The sequence below is a fragment of the Arthrobacter sp. FB24 genome (genome assembly GCF_000196235.1).
In the GTDB taxonomy this organism is placed as follows: Bacteria; Actinomycetota; Actinomycetes; order Actinomycetales; family Micrococcaceae; genus Arthrobacter.
The window spans coordinates 1,185,714-1,211,269 of sequence record NC_008541.1; the positions used below are offsets into that span (position 1 = coordinate 1,185,714).

The window sequence follows — 25,556 nt, forward strand, 5'->3', positions numbered from 1 at the left end:
CCGGCAAGTGTTGGAGTCAGCCGTCCTTACCTTTGCCTTTTTCGCCCTTGCCCGGACCTTGGTTTTGCTGGGCCGGCGCCGGCGCGACCGGCGCAGGCGGTTCTGCGACGGGAACAGCGGCCGCTTTCGCGGCTTCTGCCGCTGCCGCGTCCTCGGCGGCCTTGGCTGCGTCCGCGGCGGCCCGGGCTGCTGCCGCGTCAGCCTCAGCCTGGGCCTTCGCTGCGGAAAGGTCCGCCCGCACCGCCTCGATCGCCTTCATGATGCTCTGGTGGCGCTTGAACGAAACGTCTCCCTCGGCTGCTGCGGCGTCGAGCTGTGCCACCAGCTCATCGAGGGATATGAGGGCACCGGCCGGATCGTTGCCGGCAGCGGACTGCGAGACGGTCAGTACTTTGGCCTGCAACTGCTGCGCGGCTTCCACGTCCAGGTCCGGAGCTGCGGAACTGCAGCCGGCCAGGGCGGCGGAAAGCACGCCTGCTGCGAGGACCAGGTGCCATCGCTGTGCTGGCCACGCGCGAAGGCGACTGACGGCAAGTAACGTCACGGTTCCACGCTCTTCTGTAGTTGGTCGAGGTGCTCTCCCAAGGTGCCGGTGACCACAGGATATTGAACAGGCTCCGGTGATTCGGGCGTAAGGGTGGGCAGCAAAATAATGGCGGCGACCGCAAGCACGGCAACGGCCGCCAGCGCGGCAACCAGCCCGCCGCGGCGTGCGGAGCGGGGGCGTCGGCGGCTTCCGGCGCGGGGCAGGCTGTTTCCCACAGCCCGCAAAGGAGCCGTGGTGCGGCGTCCGGTCTGCGCGTCCGTTGGCAGTGCCTTGACCGTTGACCCCGCCGTGCCCGGTGGCCCCGCTGTCTCCGGAGCAACCAGTGGTGGACGCGACGGCGGTGCCGGGAGAATGCGCGTGGGTTCCTCAGCGAGGGCCCCGGGGACCGACTCCGGGGAGACCAAAGCCTGGCGAAGGGCGGTCTCGAGATCAGGCGCCGTCGGGCGGTCCATGGGCTCCAGTGCTGTCATGGACCTGATCAGGGTGGCCCACTCGGCCGGGACGTCCCCCGGGATTTCCGGGGCACGGTGCAGGCGCGCAACGGCAGATTCAATGGCGCTTCCCGGATACTCCACGGCCGCCTTGATGCACTCGAGAAGCACGAGACCAAGGGAATAGATGTCGCTGGCGGGACCAAGATCAGCGCCCCGCGCCTGTTCGGGACTCAGATAAGCAGCTGTTCCTACCATGGTCCCCGTGGCGGTCAGGCGGGTGCCGTCCACGATCCGGGCAATGCCGAAATCGGTCAGTTTGGGGCGCAGGGGCTCGCCGGGGCGGACCTGGACCAGGAGGATGTTGGCCGGCTTGATATCGCGGTGGATGATGCCCAGGCTGTGGACGTAGGCCAAGGCATCGGCCACCCCGGCGCCTATGACTGCCAGCTCATCCAGGGGGACGGGACTGTGCCGGATCCTGCTCCGGAGGTCCTGCCCCTCAACCAGTTCCATGGTGAGGAACGGACGCGGTTCCTCCGGCACACGGGAGTCGATTCCGGCGTCGAACAAAGTCACGAGGCTGGGGTGGTTCAGGGTGGCGAGCAGTTGGATCTCGGCTTCCTGACGCTTCAGCTCGTCCGCGTCGGCTGATTGCGGGGCAAAGAGTTTCAATGCCACGTCCCGGCCGAGGTTCTCGTCCCGGGCTGAGTACACCGATGCCATGCCGCCGCGCCCGATGACCTCGCCCAGGCGGTATCGGCCGTCCAGGACCTCTGCCGTCTCGCTGCGCGAACTCTCCACGATGTCCCCATCCTCTTCAGCGTTCCCTCGGAACGCACTCTAAAGATGATACGGGGACGGGTATGCATTTTCATAAGGGTGCTTGGTAATTACGCTTGCCGGAGGTGGATAAGCATGCCGCGGAGGTCTGGCCCGGGAACCCCTGAGCGGCTCCCCGGACCAGACCAGTCCAAGATCTCAGCAGACCTGGCGGGCAGGATGCGGGCAGCGCCGCCGCCCTGCCGCTGGCAGCCTGCCCGCCGGCGGCCTAGGCCTTCTTCCGCCGGCCCAGGACGAACATGATGATCATGCCGCCGGCCAGCAGGAGAAGGGCTGAGGTGACCAGCCCAAGGTTAGCCCCCGTGTTGGCGAGCATCGGAGCGGCCGAGGGAGCTCCTGCAGCGGCCGGCGCCATCTGGATACCGGCCGGCGCCGTGTTCGTACCGGCCACAGCCAGCGATGACGGACCTTCGGTAACTGTCACCGGAGGGGCAACTGCCGGGCCGAAGACCAGCGGCGGCGTGACCACCGGAGGCGTGACTACGGGAGCCATGTCGACCGGGGGAGCCACAACGGGAGGAACGACCGTGGACGACGAGTCACTGCCGATCCCTACCGACGCGCCGCCAATCGTGACCGGCAACGAAATGGGTGCGACGACCTGGGTTCCGGAGGCGAGGCCGTCGGAGCCGTTGGTCGATGCGGCGGGGGTGGTGGTTCCCGCCGGTGCGGTGCCGCCGTTATCGCCTTCGGTGGTGGCCGTTGAGTCACCAAGCAGGCCCAACGACGTCGTACCTAGGGTGATTGGTGCGGTGACCGGTGCGACGACCTGGGTTCCGGAGGCGAGACCGTCGGAGCCGTTGGTCGATGCGGCGGGGGTGGTGGTTCCCGCCGGTGCGGTGGTGCCGCCGTTATCGCCTTCGGTGGTGGCCGTTGAGTCACCCAGCAGGCCCAACGACGTCGTACCTACGGTGATTGGTGCGGTGACCGGTGCGACGACCTGGGTTCCGGAGGCGAGACCGTCGGATCCGTTGGTCGATGCGGCGGGGGTGGTTGTTCCCGCCGGTGCGGTGGTGCCGCCGTTATCGCTTTCGGTGGTGGCCGTTGAGTCACCCAGCAGGCCCAACGACGTCGTACCCAGGGTGATTGGTGCGGTGACCGGTGCGACGACCTGGGTTCCGGAGGCGAGGCCGTCGGAGCCGTTGGTCGATGCGGCGGGGGTGGTGGTTCCCGCCGGTGCGGTGGTGCCGCCGTTATCGCCTTCGGTGGTGGCCGTTGAGTCACCCAGCAGGCCCAACGACGTCGTACCCAGGGTGATTGGTGCGGTGACCGGTGCTACGACCTGGGTTCCGGAGGCGAGACCGTCGGAGCCGTTGGTCGATGCGGCGGGGGTGGTGGTTCCCGCCGGTGCGGTGGTGCCGCCGTTATCGCTTTCGGTGGTGGCCGTTGAGTCACCCAGCAGGCCCAACGACGTCGTACCCAGGGTGATTGGTGCGGTGACCGGTGCGACGACCTGGGTTCCGGAGGCGAGGCCGTCGGAGCCGTTGGTCGATGCGGCGGGGGTGGTGGTTCCCGCCGGTGCGGTGGTGGCGTCACTTTCGGTGGTGGCCGTTGAGTCACCCAGCAGGCCCAACGACGTCGTCCCTACGGTGATTGGTGCGGTGACCGGTGTGACGACCTGGGTTCCGGAGGCGAGACCGTCGGAGCCGCTCGTTGTATCCGCTGCGCTGGCAGCAGTGGTGCCGAGGGCTAGTAGTCCTCCGGCAAAGAGGGTGCTAAGCAGCCCTCTGCGCATATTCGCGTGCATGGTGATATCTCCTGAAAGTCGTTGTGAGGGCGCCCAAGGCAGCCCGAATGGCCGTATCCGCGCAAAAGCGCAGGGCGGCTTGACTAGTCAGGAGATGAACCGGGATCGAAAGACACCGGGGCGGGAGCACTTTGCAGGGGGCCGCTGACGGGAAGAACACCGGTCAGCGGAACGCCCAGGTGGAAAACTGATAGCCAGGCTGCTCCGCCGGCGCCTCCGCTATGAGACTGGCTGCTCCCCGAACCGGAGCCCGGAACAGCGGGCAACGCTGTCCGGTTGGGGGTTCCGTCTCGGGGGAGGGGATCTTCAAGAACTCCGGCTTGTGCCGGAGCCGTCTGCAGCGTGCCAGGGCCGTAGGCCTGGAAGGGTGCCGCTGACTTCGACATGACTGAGCTTGATATGGCCGGGGCGGCCGGCAGATCACGGGCGCTTGAGGCGTCCGCGCTGACGGGCGGGACCCCGGCCGGCGCGATGCTGGCGGTGGCTGTGTCCTCAGCTGCGGCGATGTCAGGAACTGGGAGATCCGGTATCGGGACCACCGTACCCGGAAGCGGACCGACGCCTGTCAGGATGTCGCCCACCGGTTCCACAACGGGGTCCAGCACTGGAAGGGCATCCCCTGCTATCGGCAAGACTTCGTCGGCGATTCCGGTGACGACGCCGTCGGCCGCCGCCGTGACGGGGGACGCGACGGCGCCAACTGTGCCGGAGGGGACTATCTCGTTCACCACCGGAACAGCTTCAATCAGGTAATCCACGGTGCCGGTTGCAGCGCCGGCAAGAGGTTGGAGCAGACTGCCCGGTTTAGCGGAGCTGGGCTGTGCCGCAAGTACTGCATCATCAGCCGGAGCGCCCGATCCGACGCCGGAAACCGCAGCGGCCAGGACGTCTTCAACAGGATTGACTGCGGCGTCGGTTACTGAAGTGACGGAGGAGTTGACGCTTCCAAGCAGGGAAGCGGAATCAGACGCGGTATCGGCGCTGGCGGCGGGGGCCGAAAATGTCAGCCAGGCTGTGGCTGCGGCGCCAGCGAGCAGCAGCGGGCGGAGCGCGCGCCATGACAAACCTGCTAATTCCATGCGCAAACACCCCCCAGGCTCCTCGAAAATTCGACGATTGCCTATCAGCCTAGGCACGAACCAGCGACCGAGTCCAGTGTTTTTCGCTAAATAGTCCGGCGAATTGATTATTTCCCGAGGGGGCGCCTGACGTCAGCGCGCGTCATTCGGGTAGCTCACGCCGAGCTGGGCGCGGACACCATCGAACAGCCGCATGATGTTCAACGAATCTTCAAGCGGCATAACCGGGCTTTCCGTGAGCCCCTGCTGGATGCACCTGGTCACCTCGCGGAGTTCATAAGAGTAGCCGCGGCCCACGACGTCGAAGTGTTCGGTCCGAGGCTCCGCCATGCCGATCCTGACGTGGATTTCCTTGGGATTGTTCACGGAACCGATGGTCTGCAGATACCCGAGACTTCCTGCGATGGTTGCCGCCCGCGGACCGTAGGCCGTCAACGATGACGTCAGCTGGGCCTGCGCGCCATGGTGGTAGCCCAGCGTCAACGCATTCTGGGCATCCACGCCGTCGTCGTTCACTGACCCCGTGGCACTTACGGTTTGCGGAAAACCCAAGGTTCCGAGAGCCCAAAGCAACGGATAAACGGCCAGGTCAAGGAGGGCGCCGCCGCCGTCGTTGAGGGCCCAAAGCCGTGCGCTGGGGGAATAGACTGCCGGGAAGCCGAGATCCGCGGTGACCCACTGGACCGTTCCGAGCTCCCCGGAAGCCGCGATGTCGAAGGCGCGCTGCATGCTGGGGAGGAAGCGGCTCCACATGGCTTCCATCATGAACAGCTTCTTGGAGCGCGCCAGGGCCACTAGTTCAGCGGCTTCCCGGGCGTTGATGGTCAGGGCCTTCTCGCACAGCACATGCTTGCCGGCGGTGAGCGCTGCCAGTGCCACTTCATAGTGCTGGGCGTGCGGCGTGGCCACATAAACAACATCCACGGACTCGTCGGCTAGGAGCCGGTGGTAGCCCGCCCCGCCGGCGTCGTCACCGTACGCTGTGGCAAAACCGTACTCCGCCGCGAACGCGTCAGCTGACGCCTGGCTCCGGGAGCTGACGGCATACAGCTCCGCATCGGCCAAGAGGGCAAGATCCCGGGTCACCGATTGGGCGATTCCGCCGGTAGCCACCACTCCCCACCGCAGCGTTTGTCCTGTAGCGGAACGGGGATCCTGATCGGCCTGGCTGAACAGCCACGGCTTCGCGATGGGGGCACTCATGGTGCCATCCTCTCATCCGGCTGAGAGAGCGTCGGGGAAATACCTGCAGAAAGTGAGAGAGCGTCAGAAGATTTCGTGCGAAAGGTGAGAGAGCGTTCGGTTAAAGACGGCAGGAGCTGAGAGAGGGTTGAAATCAGCCCTCCCTCAGCCCCGCCGGCCGGCTGCACCTAGGCCGTTGCTGCCGCTGACGCCCTGGAACGGGAGGGCTCCTCCGTGAGGCGCCCTTGCTGCAGCCTGAAGCGGCGGTCCGTCTTGTTGGCGAGCTGGCGGTCGTGCGTCACCACCAGGATGGTGGTGTTGTGGTCCCGGCTCAGCGAGCTGAGGAGCTCGATGATGTGCTCGCCGGTCTGTTCATCGAGGTTGCCTGTGGGCTCGTCGGCCAGGATCAGTTTTGGCTCGTTGGCCAGTGCGCGGGCAATTGCCACACGCTGCTGCTCGCCGCCGGAGAGGCGGTTGATGCGGCGCACGTGCTTCTCCGGATCCAGTTGCACCTGCTCCAGTAGCTCCTTGGCCCGGGCCAGCCGCGCGGCCTTGCGGACCCCCGCGAACTCCATCGGCAGCATCACGTTGTCCACGGCGGACAGGTTGGGGATCAGGTTGAACTGCTGGAACACGAAGCCGATGTCCCGGCGCCGGTACTCGGTCAGTTTGCCGTCCGGCATGCTGGCCAGGCTGACGCCGTTCACGACGACGTCTCCGCTGGTGGGTTTGTCCAGCGCACCCAGCAGGGACAACAGTGTGCTCTTGCCGCTGCCGCTCTTGCCCACGATGGACGCGAGCGTGCCCTGCTCGAGTTCGAAGCTGACGTCGTTGACGGGTTTTATGGTGCGGTCGCCGGACTTGAAGGTGCGGACGAGATTATTGACTTCGATCATGGTTACTCTCCTCGGAGGACTTCGATAGGGCGGATGCGGGCAGTCAGGAGCGCGGGGACCAGCGCACCGATGATGGCGACGCCGAACACTGCCGCGATGCCGGCCGCGATCACGCCGGGGGAGGCGCTCGCGGTGACGGTGGTGAGCAGTTGGGAGGCTCCGCCGAAGGGTCCCCCTTGGGGAAGACCAGCTCCGCCGGGGAAGCCGGCCCCGCCGCCGGGCATGCCGCGCCCGGTGGTTGCCGTCGTCGTCGTACTGGTGTTGGAGCTGATCAGCGCGGAGGCGATGCCGCCGCTGGCGAACGACGCTATGGCGGCACCCGCCACGCTGCCCAGCGCCACGAGGACCAGTGCTTCCAGGACGAACTGGAGCCCAATGGTGCGGTTGGGTGCGCCGATCGCTTTCAGCACACCGATTTCACGGCGGCGCTCGCGGACCAGCATCACCATGATCAGGAGGATGATCAGCCCGGCGGTGCCAAGCGCCGCAACGAACGCGATGAGGGAGATGTTCTTGACGCTGTCGAGAGAGCTGACGGCGGTCTCGAGGTTGCGCTGGCCCTGGGTGACATCGGCCTTGTCCGTACCGAGGGCGTCCTGGAGGGCGGTTTTGGCGGCATCCACGTTTTCCATGGTGTTCACCGTGACGACCATGGTGGACAGCTCGCCGGGCAGTTCAGCGAGGGCCTGGGCGGAGGGAAGCGTGACGTAGAGGGCGTTGTTGCCGAAGGTGGTGCCGGCATCGAAAAGGCCTGCAACCGTGTAAGTCTGGTCATTGATGGTGAACGTCGAGCCGACCTTGAGGCTGTTCTTCTCGGCGAGCGTGGTGCCGAGAATCGCGGTGGCGGATTTCGCGTTGTAGTCGCCCAGGCCGGTGCCTTCGGTGATGTCCAGGGCCTTGCCCGTGCTGTCCACCTCTGCGCCGATGCCGGTGGCGGTGATCGGCAGGGACATGGTCCGGGCCGGCTGGGTGGTTCCGGTTGAGCCGGTTGTTCCCTCCGCGGCCTGGTTGCGGTTGCCGAGCGTTCCGGCGTCGATGGCGGCGGTGAGGCTGGTGGTCAGCGTGGTGGTGGCCTGTCCGCCGGGTCCGCCCTGGCCTCCGCCGGGGCCGGCCGTCTGGGTTCCGGCGGCGGACTGTGCTGCCGCCTCGGTGGCATTGCGCAACCTGAGCGCCTTTGTGCCGACTACGCTGGTCACGTTCGGTACTGCGGCAGCGGTTGCTGCCTGCTCCGCCGTGAGCGGTTCGCCGCCGCCCTCGAAGCCCTGGCCGCCGGCCGGATTGACGGTCAGGACGGTGCCCACGGAGGCATTCAGTTCAGCGACTTTGGCGGCAACCGCCTGGTTGGCCACCAGCATGGACAGGGCCAGGCCGATCGCCACGGCCAACACCGCCACCACGGCCCCTGTTCGGACCTTGTTTCTGAAGGCATTGCCTACACTTCGGGCGAGGACGCTCACGGTACTCCTAGGATCTCTGGCCGGACGGAATGACCGGCTGCTGATCCAACAGTGGTGCGCGTGGCTGTGCAGGGAACGGGCCGAAGCTATGTTTCCGCTGTGAAGACGCGCTGGACTGCGGGAACCCCGTCCGGACTGCGGGACGCCCGGTCGCGGCTGCGGGACCGCCGAGAAACCAAAAGCCCCGGCCCACCCTCTCGGGTGAGCCGGGGCCCTTGACTGCAGCTACAGGCGCCTAGGCGCGGACTACTTGGTGATCGGGCCCAGTACCGGATCGTCCACGTAGGCCGTCTTGACGTTCTCCTTGGTCACGATGACCGGATCCAGCAGATAGGCCGGAACGGTCTTGACCGTGTTGTTGTAGGATTTGTCATCGTTGATCTCAGGCGTCTTGCCGGCCTGGATGTCCTTGACCATGGTGATCGCGTGCTCTACGAGCTTGCGGGTGTCCTTGTTGATGGTGGAGTACTGCTCGCCGGCCATGATGGACTTGACGGACTCAACCTCGGAGTCCTGGCCGGTGATGATCGGGAGCGGCTTGCCGGCGGCCTTGACGGACGTCAGTACTGCACGTGCCAGGGTGTCGTTCGGGGACAGGACGCCGTCCAGGGAAGCGGTGCCGTAGCTGCCGGTCAGCAGGGTGTCGGCGCGACGCTGGGCGTTCTCAGCCTTCCAGCCCTGGGTGACGGCCTGCTCGAACGAGGTCTGGCCCGAGACAACCTTGAGGGTGCCGTCGTCGATCTTCGGCTTGAGCACGCTCATGGCGCCGTCGAAGAAGACCTTCGCGTTGGCGTCATCCGGGGAGCCGGCGAAGAGCTCGATGTTGTACGGGCCGGAAGGCTTCTTGGCCTTCATGCCGTCCAGCAGCGCCTGGCCCTGGAGTTCACCCACCTTGAAGTTGTCGTAAGCCACGTAGTAGTCCACGTTCTCGGTGTTCAGGAGCAGGCGGTCGTAGGCGATGATGGTGGCGCCGGAGTCCTTGGCCTGCTTGAGCTGGGTACCCAGCTGGGCGCCGTCAATGGCACCCACGATGATGACCTTTGCACCCTTGGTGACCATGGCGCTGATCTGGTTCTGCTGCTCGGATACGCCGCCGTTGGCGAACTGCACATCAGCCTTGAAACCGGCTCCGTTGAGTCCGTCGTTGAACAGCTTCTCGGCCAGCACCCAGTTTTCACTGGTCTTCTGCGGGAGCGCGACGCCGATCGAGGAGTTCTTCGGGAACGCCTCGCCACCGCTGCTGCTGCCCGTGGTGCCGGTCTCGGAGCGGCCGCAGGCTGTCAGCGCCAGTGCCGCAATAGCAGCGATTGCTGCTGCCTTTCCTGCTTTACCAATCATTTGCATTGCTTGGTTCACTTTCTATAGATGGTGTGCGGAGAATCGTGGGGAAGCGCTCAGGCTTCCTTGCGGATGACGTCCTTGGTGGCCGTCGTCTCGTCCGGCTGGAGCTCGGTGCTGCCGCGGCCGAAGTTCTTCATCATCATGCCGATGATGGACTTCTTGCCCTGGGTCTTGTTGTAGACGTCGAAGGCAACGGCGATCAGGAGGACCAGGCCCTTGATGATCTGGGTGAGGTCGGCGCCGACGCCGAGGAGCTGCAGCCCGTTGTTCAGCACGGCCATCACCAGGCCACCAACGATCGAGCCGATCACGGTACCCACGCCGCCGGTCACGGCGGCGCCGCCGATGAACACGGCTGCGATGGCGTCCAGTTCCCAGCCGACGCCGTCGAACGGTCCGGAAGCGGTGGAGCGGCCCACGAAGATCATGCCTGCCAGGCCGGCCAGGATGGACATGTTCATCATCACCAGGAAGTTGACCTTCTTGGACTGCACGCCGGAGAGTTCGGCAGCGTGCCTGTTGCCGCCGACGGCGTAGATGTGGCGGCCGACGATGGTCTTGGAGGAAATGAAGCCGTAGATGAGGACCAGGACGGCCAGGATCAGGCCCGGAATGGGGAAGGACGTTCCCGGACGGCCGGTGGCGAACAGGTACGTGGCGTACAGGATGGCGCCGCAGATCAGGACGAGCTTGAGGATCATTACCCAGGCTTCCGGCACCTCGGCGCCGAGGGCAAGGGCCCGCCGGCGGGCACGGATTTCGCTGAAGATCACAAAGGCCACGGCCAGCAAGCCCAGGAGCAGCGTGAGGTTGTTGAAGTTGGTGTTGGGGCCCACTTCGGGAAGATAGCCCGAGCCGAGGTACTGGAAATCGGCGGGGACCGGGATGGTGTTGGACTTGCCGACGAACTGGTTGAAGCCGCGGAAGAGCAGCATACCGGCCAGGGTCACGATGAAGGCGGGAATGCCCACATAGGCGGTCCAGAACCCTTGCCACGCCCCGATCAGCGCCCCGAGGGCCAGGCCCAGGAGAACGCCGGCGTACCAGGGGATGCCCCAGTCACGGATGGCCAGGGCCACGGTGACGCCGACGAAGGCCGCCACGGAACCCACTGAGAGGTCGATGTGGCCGGCAATGATGACCAGCACCATGCCGATCGCCAGGATCAGAATGTAGGAGTTGCCGTTGAAGAGGTTGATGACGTTGCCCGGGGTGAGCGTGCGGCCCTCGGTGAAAATCTGGAAAAAGACGATCAGTGCAACCAGGGCGAAGATCATGCCGAATTGACGGGTGTTTCCGCCAAATAGCTTCTTGAGCGCGTTCATTGTTTCGGTCCTTGTGTCTGGAAGGTTCTGGAGGTATCCAGAAGGTCAGGCGGCGGTCTTGCGGGCGGATGTCATGAGCTTCATCAGGTTTTCCTGGCTGGCTTCATCCTTGTTCAGGACACCGGTGATGGCGCCTTCGAAGATGGTGTAGATGCGGTCCGAGAGTCCCAGCAGTTCCGGCAACTCGGAGGAGATCACAATCACGCCTTTGCCCTGGTTGGCCAGCTGCTGGATGATGCCGTAGATCTCGTACTTGGCGCCCACGTCAATGCCGCGGGTCGGTTCGTCAAGAATCAGCAGGTCCGGGTCGGTGAACATCCATTTGGCGAGTACCACCTTCTGCTGGTTGCCGCCCGAGAGCTTGGCGACGCCTTCTTCCACTGAGGGCGCCTTGGTGCGCAATGACTTCCGGTACTGCTCCGCAACGGTGAATTCCTTGTTGGGGTCCACGATGTTGTGCTTGCTGATCTTCTTCAGGTTCGCTGCAACGGTGGTGGTCTTGATGTCATCCAGGAGGTTCAGTCCCAGGGACTTGCGGTCCTCGGTCACGTAGCCCAGCCCGGCATCGATAGCCTGCTTCACGGTGCGGAGGGTGATCTCCTTGCCGTCCTTGTAGATATGGCCGGAGATGAACCGGCCGTACGAGCGGCCGAACACTGAACGGGCCAGCTCGGTGCGTCCGGCGCCCATGAGCCCGGCAAAGCCGACAATCTCGCCGCGGCGGACGAAGAAGTTGGAATTCTTGCAGACCAGGCGGTCCTGGATCTGCGGGTGCCCCACGTTCCAGTCCTTGACTTCGAAGAACACTTCGCCGATTTTCGGTTCGTGGTCCGGGAAGCGTGACTCAAGCGTGCGGCCCACCATGCCCTTGATGATGCGGTCCTCGTCCACGCCGTCGGCCTTGACATCGAGGGTCTCGATGGACTTGCCGTCACGGATGATGGTGATGGAGTCCGCGATCTGCTCGATCTCATTGAGCTTGTGGGAAATGATGATGGACGTGATGCCGCGGCCCTTGAGCCCCAGCATGAGGTCCAGCAGGTGCTGGGAGTCGGACTCGTTCAGTGCCGCCGTGGGCTCGTCGAGGATAAGGAGCTTCACTGACTTGCTCAGCGCCTTGGCGATTTCCACCAGCTGCTGCTTGCCGACGCCGATCTCCTTGATGGCGGTATCGGGATCTTCGCGCAGGCCCACCCGGGCCAGCAGTTCCGTGGACCGCAGCCGGGCTTCTGCCCAGTCGATCATGCCGCGCTTGGTGGGCTCGTTGCCGAGGAAGATGTTCTCCATGATGGAGAGTTCCGGGATAAGCGCGAGTTCCTGGTGGATGATCACGATGCCGGCCTGCTCGCTGGCACGGATGTCCTTGAACTGCTGGACCTCGTTCTGGTACACGATGTCGCCGTCGTAGCTGCCGTACGGGTACACGCCCGAGAGGACCTTCATGAGGGTGGACTTGCCGGCGCCGTTCTCGCCGCAGATGGCGTGGATTTCGCCCGCCTTCACCCGCAGGCTCACCTCGGACAAAGCTTTAACGCCGGGGAATTCCTTGGTGATGGACCGCATCTCGAGAAGGATCGGATCACTTTGCGTGGTCTGGGACGTCATTTGCCCTTACGCCTCCAATGCATGACTTCGTTGTCCGCCCCGCAAACCGCAGGGCCGTCTGATGAAAAAGTAAACTGGATCACAGCCCTTGTCGTCAAGTCTTTAACGCAACGGGCCGATAACGAATAGATTCAGGAGCGCCGGATTCCCGCGTGCTGGAAGACCAGCGCGGCCGCACCGAGAGCCTCGGCGCGGTCCCCGAGCGAGGACATGGTGAGCGTCGTGGTCTCGCCGATCACGGGCACTGCATGCCGAACCAGGCCCCGCCTGATCGGGTCCAGGAGCAGGTCTCCCAGGCCGGCCAGCGGGCCGCCCACCACAATCACTTCCGGATTGATGAGGTTGGCCACGTTGCCCAGGGCGCGGCCCACGGCCAGCCCTGCGTCGTCTATGACCCTTAGGGTGGCGGAGTCCCGTTCCAGCGCCTTGCGGACGATGTCCTCGGCGCTGAGGGGCTTCTCCTCGCCCCGGCCCAGGAGTTCGATCATGGTGGTTGTGGAGGCGATGGTCTCCAGGCATCCCCGGTTTCCGCAGCGGCAGATGAGGCCGTGTTCATGGATGGTGGCGTGGCCTATTTCGCCGGTGATCCCCACGTTGCCGTAGTACGGGGCGCCGTTGAGGATCAGCCCGGCCCCAATGCCCGAGCCGATCTTCAGGAACATCAGGTTGCTGATGCCGCTGTGGGGTCCCCACGTGACCTCGGACAGCGCGCCAAGATTGGCATCGTTGTCAACAAAGACGGGGAAATTCAGGGTGTCCTCGAGGTGCTGCAGGATGTTGATGCCCACCCACTCGGGGAGGATCGCGCCTTGCGCCACCGTGCCCGTCCGCCGGTCGATAGGGCCGGGGATTCCGACGCCGGCGCCCACCACGGCGCTGCGCTCCACGCCGCTTTCGTCCAGCAGCTTGGCGAGGAGTTCGACGGCGGCGCGGATGCCTTCGTCCGCGTGGTGGCCCAGCGGCAGCAGCACCGATTCCTCGGCGATGATGTGGTAGCTCAGCGTCGCCAGGACCACCCGGAGGTGCCGGCGGCCGAAGTCGATGCCAACGGCAACTGCCCCGTTGCTGTTGAGGCGGACATTCAGGGCCCGGCGGCCGGAGCTGGTGATCGGTTCCGTGGACGCCAGGCCGGCGTCCTGCATGATTTTGACGATGTTGGAGACCGTTGCCGTGGACAGGCCGGTCTGCCGTGCGAGTTCAGCCTGGGTTGACGGACCGTTCAGCAGGCACTCGATGATCCGTTGCTGGTTCAGGTGCCTCAAAGCGGACTGTGACCCGGGGTTCTTGGTTCGGCTCCTCGTTGAGCGCGGTGTTGAGGGCATGCAATGAAGCGTGCACCATCTGCACCGTTGTAGTCAAGAAGTTAACGCAAGGGCGCAAGCGCGGTGCCCGGGCCGCAGTCGCGGACGATCCGCACCGCGGGCCCCGGTCGCCAGGTGGAAATGCACCTAGGGCACAGTCTGCACCCTGGCTACGCTGGTAGGAAGAGGCTGCAAGACAGGGTGGTCCGCACCTTCCGCGGCCGCCCCGGAGACTATAGAGGTGGTAATGGTGCTGCTGGCACTCCTGCAGGCGAACGCCGCCGTACTTGATGTGGAAGCCAACTGCGGGGCGGTGGATGACGCCGCGCGGACTGCGGCTGCCGCCGGCGCCCGGGTGCTGCTCACCCCGGAACTGTTTCCGGTGGGCTATGCGCCCCTCCGGGTCCGGGACGGGCTGGACCCGGCCAGGCTTCCATCGATTCGCCGGAAGCTGGCAGACATCGCCCGGAGGAACGGGATCGCGCTGGTCTACAGCCTGCCCGCCATCACCGCAGACGGCCGGTGGCAGATCACTGCCACCCTGGTGGACCACGAGGGCACTGAACTGCTGAACTACGCCAAGGTGCACTTGTTCGGTGCGGAGGAGCGCAAGGCATTCAGCCCCGCGTCCGAACCTCCCGCCGTCGTGGATTTCCACGGGATCAAGACGTCCATGGTGATCTGTTACGACGTTGAATTTCCCGAAGCGGTGCGTGCCGCGGCCACCCGCGGCGCCGAATTGCTGCTGGTTCCCACGGCGCTGGCCCAGGGGTTTGATTCCGTCCCGCAGATCCTGCTGCGGGCCCGGGCGCTGGAGAGCCAGCTGACCGTGGCCTACGCAAACCATGCAGGGGAGGAGGACGGCTGCGAGTTCCTGGGCGGGAGTGTGATCGCCGGTCCCGACGGCTCCCTGCTGGCCGCGGCCGGTCCGGCGCCGGAGCTGCTGTTCGCGAAGGTCTCCGCAGCAAGCGCCCGCGACGCGCGTGAGGGTGTGCCGTACCTTCGGGAGCGGCGGCCGGACCTCTACCGCGACTGGGAGTCGGGTGTTCCGGATTCCGGGCTGGTTGCGTCTGCCAGGCCGGCAGCGCCGGGGGAGGCCGGGGCAGGAGAATCGTCCACATACTGAAGGGCGAACCAGAGTTCCGCCCGCACCTGGGCCTGGTTGAGGTCGGTGTCCAACAGTTCGGCGAGGGCATTGATCTGGCGGCGGACGCTGTTGCGGTGCAGGCCCATGGCTTTGGCCGTGGCGTCCCAGCTCCCGTTCTCGCCCAGCCATGTCCGCAGCACCGTCAGCTGTCCGGCCCGCCGCTCGGGATCCTCCTGGTTGAGGACCGGTTCCAGCAGCCGGGCCGCAAGCATGGTCCCGGCTTCGCGGCCGAGCAGTCCGGCCACGGACCAGGTCACCTCGTCCACCCGGGCGCTCCGGCCGGTTGCCTGAACCCGCGCCCGCAGGGAGGTGGCCCGACGGTACGCAGAGGACAGCCCGTGGAACTCCGTGGCGTCGCCGATCACCAGGCGCCAGCCCAGCGCCTCCGTCTCGGCGAGCAATGCGTCGTCCACCTTGAGACGGGTGATGGCGGCGAAACCGTAGTCGGTGATCTCGACGAGTTTGGTGTCGAACATCCGGCGCCACTGCAGCAGTTCCCGCACAGGGCTTTCGCCGGCGGGGCCGCCGGCCTCCGCCTTCACGCCCTGGACAACCCGGAGCGGCGCTGAGCGCGTGGAGGACATGCTCTGCGCCAGGAGGTCTTTGAGGCCGTTAACGTGCTTCGTGCTGCCGGAGGCCGCGCTGTCCGGGTGCAGCAGCAGCGCCGTCGCAAGCTGGCTTGGGGCCAGCGAGCCGCTGGTCCGCTGCCGCACGAGCAATTCCAGCAGCCCCACGACGGAGGACACCACACTGTTCTGCGCGGGGGTGAGCGGGCCCTCCGAGCCCAGGACCAGGGCGCCGAGGTTGGCGTCCCGGGTGCTGCGGAGCGGATGGCCGAACACCATGGTGGCCCCCGGCTCCTCCAGCTGCTCCATTTCCACGCGGGGGCCGCTGCCGGCCAGCAGCCGTTTCAGCAGCGGCTGCAGGGCGGAAAGTTCGACGGCGGCGCCCCCGCCGTTGCTGCCGGCGCCGTTGCTGCCCGCGGCCCGGGCGCGGATGCGGCCGTCTGCTCCGACGAGCAGCGCCCAGACCGGAACCCGCTGCACTAGCGCCGCCAGCAGCTCGTGTTCCGGCCTGGCCGAAAGGACAGCCCGCATCAGCTGTCGGTTGGTGTCCGCGAGCTGCCGGAACACCCTGGCGTTATCCGACTCCAGCAGCTGCGAAAACTCCAGCCCGATGGCGGCGAACGGAACAGTCTTGGGGAATTCCACGAGGGTCAGGTTGTGGCGCCGGCAGGCCGCCACCACGGTCTCGGGCACGGCAGCGAAATACGGTTCCAGCCCGAACCCCAGGGCCCCCACCCCGGCGCCAACCAGCCGCCGGACGTAGGCATCCACCTTCGCCTCGCTGCCGCCGTCGCCGAGGAAGGGCAGCCCGGCGGTGAGGATGAACTCGCCGTCGAGCAGGTAGGGCGTGGGGTCCTCCAGTTCGCTGGGTTCCACCCAGCGGAGCATCCCGGCACCGTTGCCGCCGTCGTGGAGTATCTTCAGCTCTGCCGGCAGCTTGTGCAGGAACTGCTCCAGCGTGACGAAGCCGAGCCGCTCTGCGGTTGCCTCAGGCGCCAACGGGAGCACCGGCTTCCTGGTAGTCCGGGCATTCGTAGGCCCGGGGCAGGCGCGGGGCGATCCGGTTGATGATCTCGTCGCCGTGGCTGCCGATCGCTGCGCCCCAGTCGTCGGCGCTCGCCGCACCGGTGCGCGGATCGCCAAATAGCACGGCTGTGTCACCAACTGCCACGCCGTTGGCATCCGGGCCGAGGTCCACCATGAACTGGTCCATGCAGACCTTGCCGATCACCGGAACCCGGCGGCCGCCAAGGAGGATGAGGCTGCGGCCTGAAATGCCCTTCGGGATGCCGTCCGCATAGCCAAGCGGGATCAGCCCCAGGTACCGCGGCTCGTGCGTGATCGCCTGGTGTTCATAGCTCACGCCTGTCCCGGCGGGGACCTTCTTGACCAGCACCACCGGCGCCGTCACGGTCAGGGCGGGGCGCAGGCCGAAGTCGGCGGGGGCCAGGTGGTCCGCCGGAGCGAGTCCGTAGAAAGCCAGTCCGGCCCGCACCATGTCGAACGCGAATTCGGGGCGGTCCAGGATGTTGGCCGAACTCGAGACATGCCGCAGTTCCGGCTCCAGCCCTGCCGCCCTGGCCGCAAGGACGGCTTCTTCGAAAGCGGCCACCGCCGCCAGGTTTGCCGGGTGCGCGGGAACATCGGCCCAGGCCAGGTGCGTCCAGACTCCCCGCACCGAGAGCGTGCCGTCACGCTCCGCCGTTCGGGCAGCGGCCACGAGCTCCGCCCAGTCCTCCGCCCGTGCTCCGCCGCGGCTGAGGCCCGTGTCGAGTTCAAGATGGACGACGGCGGGCCGACCCAGCCGGCGCGCGATGCCGGCCACGACGTCGAGCTGGGCGACGCTACCCAGCGAGACATCGACGTCATACTCCAACGCTTCCCGGATCGTCTCGCTGGAGGCCGCCGCGAGGTACAGCCAGGACAGCACCGGGGCGGTGATGCCCGCCCGGCGCAGGGCGATGGCCTCGTGAAGCTGTGCCGTTCCCAGCCAGTCCGCGCCCGCGGAGAGCGCCGTCCGGGCCACGTCAACAAGCCCGTGGCCGTAGGCGTTCCCCTTCACCACGGCCATGAAATGGGGAGCCGCGGAGCGTTGGCGGAGGGTGCGGATATTGTCCGAAATGGCCGACAGGTCCACGCTGACCTGCCCGGTGAGAGCGGCATTCCGCGCGCTTTCGATGTGTGCATTAAGTCTCATGCCAGAACACTATAGGGCATTTTGCACAACAGTGAGAGGTGGCTCACAAACCTAAGCTGGTCCAGGGGAAAGCCGATAACTACTCACGAACGGACGTCAATGATGACTGTGCCTACACTTACCGGCCGGCCGCCGGCAGCTGCCCGCCGTCCGGGCCTTGCCGCGCAGTTGCTGCGCCGCAAGCCGATCGGCCAGATGGTCAGCGAAGCTGAAAACGGCCACGGCGGGACCAAGCTGGTCCGCAGCTTCGGAGTCCTGCAGCTGACCATGATCAGCGTGGGCGCCACGCTGGGAACCGGCATCCTGGTCATCCTCGGCGAATCGGTGCCGCTGGCCGGACCGGCCATCTGGATTTCGTTCGCCATCGCCGGCCTGGCCGCCCTGCTCTCCGCCGTCTCCTACGCCGAGATGGCCGGCCTGGTCCCGGTGGCAGGATCCAGCTACTCCTATACCTACGCCACCATGGGCGAAGGCATGGCCTGGATCTGCGGCTGGTGCCTGGTGCTGGAGTATGCAGTGTCCGTGGCCGCTGTGGCCGTCGGCGCCGGCCAGTACGTGAACGAAACCCTGGCAGTCTTCGGGCAGGTCCTGCCGGACGCCGTTTCGCAGCCGCCCGGCGACGGCGGCATCATGAACATCCCGGCCATGGTCATTGTGGTCCTGGCCACCATCCTGCTGGTCCGCGGCGCCCGGGAAAGCGCCTGGATCAACACCGCGATCGTGGTGGTCAAGGTGGCAATCCTCCTCTTCTTCTGTGCCGTGGCCTTTACGGCCTTCAACGCAGGCAACTTCGAACCGCTCCTGCCGATGGGCGCCGCCGGTGTCTCCGCCGCTGCCTCCACGGTGTTCTTCTCCTACATCGGCTTCGACGCCGCCTCCACCGCCGGTGAGGAAGCCCGCAACCCCAAACGGGACCTGCCGCGCGCCATCATGCTCTCCATGGTCATCGTCACCACCATCTACGTCCTCGTGGCTGTCGCCGCCATCGGCGCCCGTCCCTGGGGCTGGTTCGACGGCACCGAGGCAGCGCTCGTCAAGATCCTGGAAGAGACCACCGGGCAGCCCTGGATCGCGCTGGTCTTCGCCGTCGGCGCCGTCCTGGCCATCGCCAGCATCGTCCTGACAGTCCTATACGGCCAGACCCGCATCCTGCTCTCCATGTCCCGCGACGGCCTCATCCCCAGGATCTTCGGACGCGTCTCCTCCCGAACCGGAACCCCGGTTGCCGGGACCGTAATCGTGGGCGTCCTCGTGGCCCTCACCGCCGGGCTGGTACCGCTTGGCGACCTCGCGGACGCCACCAGCATCGGAACGCTGTTCGCTTTTGCCCTGGTCAACGTGGCCGTCATCTACCTGCGCCGCAACCGGCCCGAACTGAAGCGCACCTTCCGCGTGCCGCTGTTCCCGCTGACGCCCATCCTCGGTGCCCTCATGTGCGCCTACCTCATGGCCAACCTCGGCGCCGACACCTGGGCGGTGTTCGGCATCTGGATGCTGGTGGGCCTGGCCGCCTACTTCGGCTACGGCCGGAAGAACTCCAGGGTGGCGGCGCTGGGCCACGAGGAATACCGTGAACTGAGCGGGCCCCAAGCTTCAACACTGTCCACCCCCGAACCGACGAAGGCAGACCTCTCATGACCATCGCCACCGAACTGCCGGCCATCGATCCCGCTGCGGCCCCGGGCCCGGAAGCCGCCGCCGCAGCGGCGCGGGCAGCTGACGCCCCCATCACCATGCTGAACCCGGACTTCCCCTTCAGCTATGACCACTACCTGGCCCACCCGGACGGCCTCGGCTCCGTCCCGCCCGAGCTGTACGGGACTGAAGTGGCAGTGGTCGGCGCGGGTCTGTCCGGCCTGGTCACGGCATACGAACTGATGAAGCTGGGCCTCCGCCCGGTCATCTACGAAGCGGACCAGATCGGCGGCCGGCTGCGGACCGCCAGCTTCCCGTCGGCCCCCGGGGTGGTGGCTGACCTCGGCGGCATGCGGTTCCCGGTGTCCGGCAAGGCGTTCTACCACTACGTGGACCTGCTGGGCCTGCAGACCCAGGAGTTCCCGAACCCGCTGGCCGCTGCCACCTCCAGTACCGTCATCGAACTGGCCGGACAGAAGCACTACGCAAGCACGCCCTCGGACCTGCCGCCGTTTTTCCGTGAAGTGGCCGACGCCTGGAAGGCCGCAGTGAACGACGGCGCCATGTTCGCTGAAATGCAGGACGCCATCCGGGCCCGGGACACAGCCAGGATCAAGGAGATCTGGAACGAGCTCCTGCCGCTGATGGACGAACAGACGTTCTACGGCTTCATCGCAGCCAGTGAGTCCTTCAAGGAAGCGGGCTTCGCCCACCGCGAGGCGTTCGGACAGGTGGGATTCGGGACCGGCGGCTGGGACACCGACTTCCCCAACTCCATCCTTGAAATCCTGCGCGTCGTATATACGGACGCTGATGACCAGCACCGCCTCATTGCCGGAGGAGCGCAGCGGCTCCCCGAGGCACTGTGGCAGCACACGCCGTCGGGCATGGCCCACTGGCCGGAAGGGACGTCACTGGCGTCCCTGCACTCAGGCTCACCGCGCGGTGCCGTGGACCGGATCAGCCGGGACGCCAACGGCGATCTCCGCCTCCGCGAACGCTGGGGCAGGGAAGCGAGCTACGCCGCGGTCGTCACCACATGCCAGTCCTGGCTGCTGTCCACCCGGATCCACACCGAGGAAGCGTTGTTCCCGGCGGAGCTGTGGACGGCGATTGAACGCTCGCACTACATGCAGTCCTCCAAGACCTTCGTGATGGTGGACCGCCCGTTCTGGAAGGACACCGACCCGGACACCGGCCGCGACGTCCTGTCCATGACACTGACGGACCGGCTGAACCGCGCCACCTACCTGCTGGACAACGGGCCGGACAAGCCCGCGGTGATCCTGCTCTCCTACACCTGGAACGACGACGCCCTGAAATGGCTCGCGCTTGACGCGGACCAGCGGGTGGAGCTCATGCTGCATTCCCTGGAACAGATCTACCCGGGTGTGGACATCGCCAGCCACATCATCGGCCAGCCCATCACGGTCTCCTGGGAGGCGGACCCCAACTTCATGGGCGCCTTTAAGGCAAACCTGCCCGGCCATTACCGGTACCAGCAGCGGCTGTTCACCCACTTCAAGCAGGACAGGCTTCCGGAGTCCCAGCGCGGAATCTTCCTGGCCGGCGACGACGTTTCCTTCACTGCCGGCTGGGCCGAAGGCGCCGTTACCACGGGCCTCAACGCGGTGTGGGGAGTGGTGAACCACCTCGGCGGCCGCTCAGCGGCCGGGAACCCCGGGCCGGGGGAGCTGCTGGACGCGCTGGGACCGATCAGCCTGGACTGACCGTGGGTTGTTGAGCCCGCCGAAGCCTGTTTCCCGACGGGATCAATCAGCTGCTAGCCGGCATGGAGCTCCCGGTGCGCCTGCGCGAGTTCGCGGTAGTGCGCGGCGTTGCGCTTCACGCCGTCGAACTCCTCGTCGGTGAGCTCACGCCGGACTTTGGCCGGGACCCCGGCCACCAGGGAGCGCGGCGGGATAACGGTTCCTTCGAGCACCACCGCGCCGGCCGCCACCAGCGAGCCGGCGCCGATCACCGCACCGTTGAGGATGGTTGCGCTCATGCCGATGAGGCAGTCGTCCTCAACGGTGCACCCGTGCACGACGGCGCTGTGCCCCACGCTGACGCGGTCCCCGACGCTGCAGGGGAATCCCGGGTCGGCGTGCAGCACCACGTTGTCCTGCAGGTTGCTGCCCGCCCCCACGGTGATGGCGGCGGTGTCCGCGCGCACCGAGACGCCGTAGAACGCGCTGGCGTCCTCGGCGAGGGTGGCGTTGCCGATCACTGATGCGCTGGGGGCGACGAAAACGGAAGGGTGGACGTCCGGGCTGGTGCCGGCGAATGGATATAGAGGAGCCATGAGCCCAGCCTAGGACACCCGTCCCGTCAGCCTTCAGAGGAGGGCACCGCACCGCGGACTTTTTGCCTAGTGACGCCCCTGATGTGCCTCATTAACATTGGGCCATGGAACTACGGCGTTTGGACCTTCAAGGACTGCAGTTGCCAGGACTTCACCTGCGGAAGGACAGATGGGGCGGGCTCAGCCGGTTCCGCCGGCTGATGCGCCGGATTGAACAGCTGGAGGCCCTTGACCCTGCCGTCCGTGCGGCCGAGCCGAAGGCCGGCCGCCTGGTCCAAAACAGGCATCTTCGCAGCTTCTTCCACGGCGACGCAACCGGTCTACCGGTCCACGGCGTCCTTACCGATCTGCCTTTCGGCGCATGGTTCATGGCCATGTTCCTCGACCTGTACCCGGATGAAGGGACCCAGCGGGCGGCAACCCGCCTGATGGGCCTCGGCGTCATCTCAGCAGTGCCCACCGCGCTGTCGGGATGGGCCGAGTGGGCTTTGGCCGACCGGGGAACGCAGCGGGTTGGCATCGTCCATGCGGGCTTGAACGCCGCGGCCGTGCTGATCTTCGCCGGATCCTGGGCTGCGCGGCTCCGGGGCAGGCGCAGGCTCGGCGTCGGGCTGGCGAGGTTCGGGGCACTCGTGGTTATCGCCGGCGCTTTCCTCGGCGGATATATGGGCAGCACCCGCAGGGGAGCGTAGACCCTCCCGGTTTTCCCAACCAACTCGCGCCCCGGACTGACTCGCTTCCCCGACTGTCTCGCACGTAACGTCGTCAATCGCGGGTTTCGCGACGTCAATTCCCAGTCAGTTGGGTCAGGCCAGGGGAGTGCGGAATACCAGGAACTGGTAGTGCTGCGTCCACTGGCCGGCACCGGGCCCGGATTCCGCACCCGCGCCCTCCGGCCAGGTGACGAATTCCTCGATCTCGCCGTGCCGGCCGAAGATCCGCCGGAGCGCCGCGTCGCTGCGCCGGCTGAAGAAGCGCGGGGGCTGGATCTCGTCCTCGGGGTTGAGTACTTCTTCATCCTCCCCGGACCAGAGCCCGACGGCGATCGGCGCCCCCGGCGAGGCCACCCGCACGAGTTCGCGGACGACGTCGTCGATGTCCCTGTTGGGAATGTGCAGCAGGGTGCTCATGGTCCACACCGCGGGGAAGGCGCCGTCGGCGAAGGGCAGGTTCCGCGTGCTGGCGACCGAGACATTCAGTCCCTTGGCCGTGGCGAGGCGGACCTGCTCTTCGGAGATGTCCACGCCCGTGTAGTGGATGCCGGCCTGGACAAACTTCAGCCCGTCGACCCCCGGGCCGGAACCGATCTCCAGCACGGCGTGCCTGCCTTCGGCCTTCAGCCGCGCAATGAACCGCTCCCGCTGCTGCACCCGCTGGGGTGTCAGCGGATGCTCCGGATGAAGCACGGCGCGCTGGTTGTAGAACGCGGCCAGCCGCTCCTCCCCGCTGTGGTGCAGCGCTGGGGGGTCCTCGCCGGCCTGTGCCACGTCCTGCCCGGCCTAGTTGAAGACGACGGTGCGGTTTCCGTCCAGCAGCACCCGGTGCTCGGCGTGCCATTGGACGGCCTGGGCCAGGGTGCGTCCTTCCACATCCCGGCCCATCTGCACAAACTGTTCTGCCGTGCGGCGGTGATCCACGCGGATGACTTCCTGCTCGATGATGGGCCCCTCGTCCAGGGCGGCTGTGACGTAGTGCGCAGTGGCACCGATCAGCTTCACGCCGCGGGCATGGGCCTGGTGATACGGCTTCGCACCTTTGAAGGACGGCAGGAACGAGTGGTGGATGTTGATGGCCTTGCCGGTGAGCTCGGTGCACAGTTCGTTGGACAGGATCTGCATGTAGCGGGCCAGGACGGTCAGCTCAACGTCTTCCTCTGCGATGATCTTCCGCAGCTGGTCCTCGGCCTGAACCTTGGTGTCAGCGGTGACCGGGATGTAGTGGAACGGAATGCCGTAAAACTCCGCCAGCCCGGCCAGGTCCTCATGGTTGGAGACGATGGCGGGGATTTCGATGGGGAGCGTGCCGGAGCGCTGGAGGAACAGCAGGTCATTGAGGCAGTGCGCGGACTTGCTGGCCATCAGCAGTGTGCGGACCTTCCGGCCCGCGGGGTTCAGGCTCCACTGCATGCCGAAGGCCACGGCCACCGGCTCCAGCGCAGCGTGAACGTCTGACTGCGAAGCCGCAGTAGTGACCTCCACCCGCATGAAGAACGTGCCGGTGGTCTGGCTGCCGTACTGCTGAGAGTCCGTAATGTTGCAGCCGGCCACAAGCAGCGCGCCCGCTACGGCGTGCACGATGCCGGGCCGGTCAGGGCAGGAGAGGGTCAGTACGTAGGCGGAGGAAAGCTGGTCTTCAGTCACGAAGAACAGCCTACCCGCGCCGGAGGCTGTGCTTTCGCCGGAATTCGGAAGGGTTTTGATAGTCTTAACCGGTCGCAACTGGCGTTGGATGGCTAACCATCAGGGAGCGGCACTGACGAAGACCACGGATCGTACGCCTGGGCCGAGGGTCATGTTTTGCCGGACGGCAGTTTAACCGCTGCCACGCCCTGGCGTTGCCTTGCCCGTAACCAAGGGGCGGAGCCGCGTCACAGCCGGTAGCCTGACCTTAGCAGCGCCCATCCCTAGCCAGGAGTTCTTCGTGACCACTTCACCGACTTCCGTCAGCACTTCCTCGACCGTCAGTAACCTGCCGCTGACTGAGCTCGACCCCGAGATCGCCGCCGTACTTGACCAGGAGCTTGGCCGCCAGCGCGGCACCCTGGAAATGATCGCTTCCGAAAACTTCGCCCCGCGCGCTGTCATGGAAGCCCAGGGCTCCGTCCTCACCAACAAGTACGCCGAGGGCTACCCGGGCCGCCGCTACTACGGCGGTTGCGAATACGTGGACATCGCCGAGCAGCTGGCGATCGACCGCGTCAAGGACCTGTTTGGCGCCGAATACGCCAACGTCCAGCCGCACTCCGGTGCGCAGGCCAACGCAGCAGCGCTGTCCGCCATGATCACCCCCGGCGACAAGATCCTGGGCCTCTCCCTGGCCCACGGCGGCCACCTGACGCACGGCATGAAGCTCAACTTCTCCGGCAAGCTGTACCAGGTCGCCGCGTACCAGGTGGAGCAGGACAACTTCCGCGTCGACATGGACAAGCTCCGCGAACAGGCAATCGCCGAGAAGCCCCAGGTAATCATCGCCGGCTGGTCCGCCTACCCGCGCCACCTGGACTTCGCAGCCTTCCGCTCCATCGCCGATGAAGTTGGTGCACTCCTCTGGACCGACATGGCGCACTTCGCCGGCCTCGTCGCCGCAGGCCTGCACCCCAGCCCGGTGCCGCACTCAGACGTCGTCACCTCCACCGTGCACAAGACCCTCGCAGGCCCCCGTTCCGGTGTGATCCTGGCCAAGCAGGAATGGGCCAAGAAGCTCAACTCCAACGTCTTCCCAGGCCAGCAGGGCGGACCGCTCATGCACGTCATCGCAGCCAAGGCCGTTGCCTTCAAGATCGCCGGCACCGCTGAATTCAAGGAGCGCCAGGAGCGTGTCCTCGAAGGTGCCAAGATCATCGCCGACCGCCTGAACCAGGCTGACGTCGCCGAGGCCGGGGTTTCCGTGCTCACCGGCGGCACCGACGTGCACCTGGTCCTGGTGGACCTGCGCAACTCGCAGTTGGACGGCCAGCAGGCAGAGGACCTCCTGCACTCGGTGGGAATCACCGTGAACCGCAACGCCGTTCCGTTCGATCCGCGCCCGCCGATGGTCACCTCCGGCCTGCGCATCGGTACTCCCGCCCTGGCCACGCGCGGCTTCGGCGCCGAGGAATTCACCGAGGTTGCGGAGATCATCGCCACCGCCCTGAAGGCCGGCTCCGCCACCGACGTGGAAGCCCTGCAGGCCCGCGTGGACAAGCTCGCCGCCGACTTCCCGCTGTACCCGCAGCACGAGCAGTGGTGACCCC

The 25,556-nt window shown here is 66.3% G+C and carries 21 protein-coding genes; 5 read left to right on the plus strand and 16 right to left on the minus strand.

The window, feature by feature from the left end; all coding sequences use genetic code 11:
* Positions 1–16: 16 nt before the first annotated feature.
* The 11 genes from ARTH_RS05555 to ARTH_RS05605 all read right to left on the minus strand — a co-directional run bounded on the left by ARTH_RS05555 (position 17) and on the right by ARTH_RS05605 (position 13,775).
* On the minus strand, positions 17–544 hold the full coding sequence (locus tag ARTH_RS05555; protein ID WP_011690956.1) for a hypothetical protein: 528 nt from the start codon (positions 542–544) through the stop codon (positions 17–19).
* Positions 541–1,782, minus strand: coding sequence for a serine/threonine-protein kinase (locus tag ARTH_RS05560; protein WP_011690957.1), 1,242 nt, complete (start codon positions 1,780–1,782; stop codon positions 541–543). Before ARTH_RS05560 ends, ARTH_RS05555 begins: the two co-directional genes overlap by 4 nt.
* A 247-nt stretch (positions 1,783–2,029) precedes the next feature.
* Positions 2,030–3,568: a hypothetical protein gene (locus ARTH_RS05565; RefSeq protein ID WP_011690958.1), complete on the minus strand. Its 1,539-nt coding sequence runs from the start codon at positions 3,566–3,568 to the stop codon at positions 2,030–2,032.
* Between the two features lie 83 nt (positions 3,569–3,651).
* Positions 3,652–4,647 carry a hypothetical protein gene (locus ARTH_RS23070; RefSeq protein ID WP_011690959.1) on the minus strand — a complete coding sequence of 332 codons (996 nt, stop codon included), beginning with the start codon at positions 4,645–4,647 and terminating at the stop codon, positions 3,652–3,654.
* A gap of 132 nt (positions 4,648–4,779) precedes the next feature.
* On the minus strand, positions 4,780–5,850 hold the full coding sequence (locus tag ARTH_RS05575; protein ID WP_011690960.1) for a Gfo/Idh/MocA family protein: 1,071 nt from the start codon (positions 5,848–5,850) through the stop codon (positions 4,780–4,782).
* Between the two features lie 167 nt (positions 5,851–6,017).
* Entirely contained in the window at positions 6,018–6,725 is a 708-nt protein-coding gene (locus tag ARTH_RS05580; RefSeq protein ID WP_011690961.1) for an ABC transporter ATP-binding protein, read from the minus strand.
* Between the two features lie 2 nt (positions 6,726–6,727).
* The gene (locus ARTH_RS05585) at positions 6,728–8,182 is read right to left on the minus strand and encodes an ABC transporter permease (protein WP_011690962.1); all 1,455 of its coding nucleotides are present in this window, start codon (positions 8,180–8,182) and stop codon (positions 6,728–6,730) included.
* Between the two features lie 246 nt (positions 8,183–8,428).
* Positions 8,429–9,526 (minus strand): substrate-binding domain-containing protein, encoded by a 1,098-nt coding sequence (locus tag ARTH_RS05590; RefSeq protein ID WP_011690963.1) that lies wholly within the window; start codon positions 9,524–9,526, stop codon positions 8,429–8,431.
* A 50-nt stretch (positions 9,527–9,576) separates the two neighbouring features.
* Positions 9,577–10,848 carry a multiple monosaccharide ABC transporter permease gene (gene mmsB / locus ARTH_RS05595; RefSeq protein WP_011690964.1) on the minus strand — a complete coding sequence of 424 codons (1,272 nt, stop codon included), beginning with the start codon at positions 10,846–10,848 and terminating at the stop codon, positions 9,577–9,579.
* 45 nt (positions 10,849–10,893) lie between these two features.
* Positions 10,894–12,453: a multiple monosaccharide ABC transporter ATP-binding protein gene (gene mmsA / locus ARTH_RS05600; RefSeq protein ID WP_011690965.1), complete on the minus strand. Its 1,560-nt coding sequence runs from the start codon at positions 12,451–12,453 to the stop codon at positions 10,894–10,896.
* Positions 12,454–12,584: 131 nt separating this feature from the next.
* Entirely contained in the window at positions 12,585–13,775 is a 1,191-nt protein-coding gene (locus tag ARTH_RS05605) for an ROK family transcriptional regulator (RefSeq protein WP_011690966.1), read from the minus strand.
* A 226-nt stretch (positions 13,776–14,001) separates the two neighbouring features.
* On the opposite strand from ARTH_RS05605, the gene ARTH_RS05610 reads away from it, so the two are divergent.
* Entirely contained in the window at positions 14,002–14,880 is an 879-nt protein-coding gene (locus ARTH_RS05610; RefSeq protein WP_011690967.1) for a nitrilase-related carbon-nitrogen hydrolase, read from the plus strand.
* On the opposite strand, the gene ARTH_RS05615 is transcribed toward ARTH_RS05610, so the two are convergent.
* Positions 14,778–16,475: a PucR family transcriptional regulator gene (locus ARTH_RS05615; RefSeq protein WP_011690968.1), complete on the minus strand. Its 1,698-nt coding sequence runs from the start codon at positions 16,473–16,475 to the stop codon at positions 14,778–14,780. The two genes, ARTH_RS05610 and ARTH_RS05615, sit on opposite strands and share 103 nt — an antisense overlap.
* On the minus strand, positions 16,456–17,664 hold the full coding sequence (alr, locus tag ARTH_RS05620) for an alanine racemase (RefSeq protein ID WP_011690969.1): 1,209 nt from the start codon (positions 17,662–17,664) through the stop codon (positions 16,456–16,458). The genes ARTH_RS05615 and alr overlap by 20 nt, the downstream gene beginning before the upstream one ends.
* 102 nt (positions 17,665–17,766) lie before the next feature.
* On the opposite strand from alr, the gene ARTH_RS05625 reads away from it, so the two are divergent.
* Together ARTH_RS05625 and ARTH_RS05630 are read left to right on the plus strand one after the other, a co-directional pair.
* A complete protein-coding gene (locus ARTH_RS05625; RefSeq protein WP_043430421.1) occupies positions 17,767–19,302 on the plus strand; it encodes an amino acid permease in 1,536 nt (511 codons plus the stop codon).
* Entirely contained in the window at positions 19,299–21,029 is a 1,731-nt protein-coding gene (locus tag ARTH_RS05630) for a flavin monoamine oxidase family protein (RefSeq protein ID WP_011690971.1), read from the plus strand. The genes ARTH_RS05625 and ARTH_RS05630 overlap by 4 nt, the downstream gene beginning before the upstream one ends.
* 53 nt (positions 21,030–21,082) lie before the next feature.
* On the opposite strand, the gene ARTH_RS05635 is transcribed toward ARTH_RS05630, so the two are convergent.
* Positions 21,083–21,604 carry a gamma carbonic anhydrase family protein gene (locus tag ARTH_RS05635; RefSeq protein ID WP_011690972.1) on the minus strand — a complete coding sequence of 174 codons (522 nt, stop codon included), beginning with the start codon at positions 21,602–21,604 and terminating at the stop codon, positions 21,083–21,085.
* Positions 21,605–21,744: 140 nt separating this feature from the next.
* Here ARTH_RS05635 and ARTH_RS05640 point away from each other — a divergent pair, with 140 nt between their 5' ends.
* Complete coding sequence (locus tag ARTH_RS05640; RefSeq protein ID WP_232223595.1) at positions 21,745–22,296, plus strand: DUF2231 domain-containing protein; 552 nt, start codon at positions 21,745–21,747, stop codon at positions 22,294–22,296.
* A 114-nt stretch (positions 22,297–22,410) separates the two neighbouring features.
* On the opposite strand, the gene ARTH_RS05645 is transcribed toward ARTH_RS05640, so the two are convergent.
* Together ARTH_RS05645 and purU are read right to left on the minus strand one after the other, a co-directional pair.
* A complete protein-coding gene (locus ARTH_RS05645; protein ID WP_011690974.1) occupies positions 22,411–23,091 on the minus strand; it encodes a class I SAM-dependent methyltransferase in 681 nt (226 codons plus the stop codon).
* A gap of 12 nt (positions 23,092–23,103) precedes the next feature.
* Positions 23,104–23,964 carry a formyltetrahydrofolate deformylase gene (gene purU / locus ARTH_RS05650; protein ID WP_011690975.1) on the minus strand — a complete coding sequence of 287 codons (861 nt, stop codon included), beginning with the start codon at positions 23,962–23,964 and terminating at the stop codon, positions 23,104–23,106.
* Positions 23,965–24,244: 280 nt separating this feature from the next.
* On the opposite strand from purU, the gene glyA reads away from it, so the two are divergent.
* Positions 24,245–25,552 carry a serine hydroxymethyltransferase gene (gene glyA / locus ARTH_RS05655; protein ID WP_011690976.1) on the plus strand — a complete coding sequence of 436 codons (1,308 nt, stop codon included), beginning with the start codon at positions 24,245–24,247 and terminating at the stop codon, positions 25,550–25,552.
* The last annotated feature ends 4 nt before the right edge of the window (positions 25,553–25,556 follow it).